The organism is Mycobacterium sp. WUMAC-067, from assembly GCF_020217485.1.
In the GTDB taxonomy this organism is placed as follows: domain Bacteria; phylum Actinomycetota; class Actinomycetes; order Mycobacteriales; family Mycobacteriaceae; genus Mycobacterium.
In genome coordinates, this window is record NZ_JAEKMI010000128.1 from 1 (window position 1) to 2,546 (window position 2,546).

General features: G+C 64.0%; 4 protein-coding genes. 1 reads left to right on the plus strand and 3 read right to left on the minus strand.

All coding sequences use genetic code 11. From position 1 onward, the window contains the following. Positions 1 to 973 (plus strand): helix-turn-helix transcriptional regulator (locus tag JF781_RS27730; RefSeq protein ID WP_225330288.1); only part of this gene is annotated, 973 nt, incomplete at its 5' end. A 652-nt stretch (positions 974 to 1,625) separates the two neighbouring features. On the opposite strand, the gene JF781_RS27735 is transcribed toward JF781_RS27730, so the two are convergent. From JF781_RS27735 to JF781_RS27745, 3 genes are all read right to left on the minus strand, one after another. Next, entirely contained in the window at positions 1,626 to 1,910 is a 285-nt protein-coding gene (locus JF781_RS27735; protein ID WP_008257405.1) for a WXG100 family type VII secretion target, read from the minus strand. A gap of 11 nt (positions 1,911 to 1,921) precedes the next feature. Then, positions 1,922 to 2,218 carry a WXG100 family type VII secretion target gene (locus tag JF781_RS27740; RefSeq protein WP_225330289.1) on the minus strand — a complete coding sequence of 99 codons (297 nt, stop codon included), beginning with the start codon at positions 2,216 to 2,218 and terminating at the stop codon, positions 1,922 to 1,924. A gap of 90 nt (positions 2,219 to 2,308) precedes the next feature. Then, on the minus strand, positions 2,309 to 2,536 hold the full coding sequence (locus JF781_RS27745; RefSeq protein ID WP_225341347.1) for a hypothetical protein: 228 nt from the start codon (positions 2,534 to 2,536) through the stop codon (positions 2,309 to 2,311). Positions 2,537 to 2,546: the final 10 nt, after the last annotated feature.

The window sequence follows — 2,546 nt, forward strand, 5'->3', positions numbered from 1 at the left end:
TGGTCAGATAGCGCAAGCTCAGGGTATGGCCGAACTCCTGGGCGAGCGGGTGGCCAACGTTCCAGGGCCGGGCCAGTTAGTCGGTGCACCCGTCGCGGCTCGCGCTGCACTTGGCGCGGGCCGCCTCGATGCCGCATGCGCGCTTCTTGAACCCGTCATCGACACGCTGGTCGCCTCCGGCGAGCGCAACGGATGGGGGTACCGCTGCCAGATCCCACACACGATCGCGCTCGCTATGCGCGGATCAACCAGTGAGGCCGTCGCTGCCCTTGCCAGACTTGACCAGCAGCGGCATCCAGGCTGGCGATACCTCGACTACGAGTACGAGCTGGCTCGTGCATGGGTCGCCGCCTGCCAGGGCAGCGTCAGCAACGCAATCACCACTGCGCTCTCGGCTGCCGGGATCGCCGGCGCCAATGGGCAGTTTGCCGCGGAAGTAATGTGTCTACAGACCGCCGTGCAGTTTGGTGACCATTCCAGTGCGCCGCGCTTGCGCGAGCTTGAAACGATCGTCGAAGGACCGCGCGCAGCTGTTGCGGCCCGATTCGCTGAGGCCCTTAATGCCGGGGACGGGGCTGTATTGGCGTTGGTGTCAGAGGAATTCGAGCGCAGGGGTGATCTGATTGCGGCCTTGGACGCGGCGGCCCATGCAGCTATTGCGTACCGCCGGCAGGACAAGCGCGGGTCGGCGTTGACGTGTTCGACGCGCGCCGAGGCGCTCGCCGAGCAGTGCGGCGGCGCTACCACACCGGCGCTTCGGCAGGCCGCCGAGCGTTTGCCGCTGACCGATCGCGAACGAGAAATCGCGATGCTGCTCGGTGAAGGGCTGTCTAACCGTGAGATCGCGGCGAGACTGACGCTGTCGGTTCGTACCGTCGAAAACCACATCTACAAGGCGATGGCCAAGACCTGCACGGCCAGCCGCGAGGACCTCGCCGCTCTGATGCGTCCACGCAGCGCCAGGCCCCGGTAACCACGTCAGGGCGAGGCGCTCGCAGGACAGGCATTGCGATGGGTGCAACGGTGGACGGTCGGCTGCTGGGTTCCGTCCAAATCCGTAGACCGTTCAGCTGGATACCAGGCACGAGATGCCTTCGTACTGTCGCGGACAGACGGCGTCGAATTCACAGGCACAACAATGGCGGGCTGCTCAAATATGCCTGGTACCGCGCAGGCGGGTCGCGCTGCAACGTCCAGGGGCGCCCGAAGCGCTGATCTTGACCGATCGATCATTACCGTTAACGAAACCTGCCGGCGCAGTATCGATCTGAAAGCACCATCCGCTCCCACCGGCGCAGCGGCCACCTTGGTCCAGCTGGAGCGATAACCGTAACGACCTTGTCGTCGCCAGCGCGTCTGTCGCCCGCCTATTGACTGACGAGCGCGGCATCTTCGGGACCGCCAGGTGCAGCTGTATCGAAGCCGTCACTCCAGTCGGCCGTGTCTTCAGCCGGGCTTGCGTTACATTGTGGCATTCATGTCGATGTGGCTGAACCCTCCAGAGGCATGATCCAGCAAGAGCTTTCGAGTTCGCCTAGCTCCCTGGGCAAGGGCGCAGTATCGAACGACAATGCGCAAGTCGTGATTTGCGTTACCTATGCGATCGAGGTGCGGCTGAGGGCGTCCTAGGCCCAGCTGGATCCAACGGCGCTGTCGGTGGAGGCCATGTTGGCCCCGGCGGTTTGGACTTTTTGCCCATGGGCGTTGGCTTGCTCGTAGATGACCTGGAAGTTGCGGCCCAACTGGGTGATGAACTCTTGGCAGGCCACCGAACCCGCACCGCCCCAAAAGTCCCCGGCGGCAAGCACATCGCGGATGATGGCCTGATGCTCGGCCTCCAAGGAAGCGGCCTGGGCGCGGATCAGCGCGCCATGGGCGTCGACGTCGCCGAATTGGTAGTTGATGCTCATCGTCGGTTCTCCTAACTGCCTAGCATCTGCTGTGAGGCTTGCTCTTGCTGTTCGTAGTTGTTGGCGTCGCGGATCAGCCCATCGCGCACCCCGTGCAGCATGGTGACGATGTTGCGGAATGCAGTGTTCGTTTGGCCCATGGTGTCGTAGGACGCGGCCTGAGCGGTCCCGCTCCATCCGGCGCCGGCAATGTTCAGCGAGGACGCCCACATCTTGCGGGCTTCATCTTCGACGGTTTGGGCGTGCACGTCGAAACGGCCTGCCATGGTCCGCATCTCGTTCGGCTCGGTCATAAATCGTGTAGTCATTGAAGTGTCTCCTTACCTGGAAATCATCAGTTTTGCTCGACGTGGCCGGCGTCATGGCCGCCTGCCAAAACGAATTGGTGCTCTCCTTTGCTATCCGAAAGTCGCCGAGGGCGGTACCACCGTCAGGCGGGGCATGAAGCGAAGGTCGGTTTCGCCGACGTTGCCTATGCTGCGCCCGGCCATCGTTGCCAGCGGCGCGCCGAGCATGCTTGCGGGAGCCCCCGCTGTGGCTCCTGGGGCAGTGGCCAGGCTGGCGCTGGGCAGCGCCGACGCGGCAGAACTCATTGCCGGGGCCGCCGAAGCCCAGGTCTGCGGCACCGACAACGCT

Bases quoted from the DNA above. Each gene is read 5' to 3' on its own strand.
- JF781_RS27740 (WP_225330289.1), bottom strand. From the start codon at position 2,218: ATGACTACACGATTTATGACCGAGCCGAACGAGATGCGGACCATGGCA.
- JF781_RS27735 (WP_008257405.1), bottom strand. From the start codon at position 1,910: ATGAGCATCAACTACCAATTCGGCGACGTCGACGCCCATGGCGCGCTG.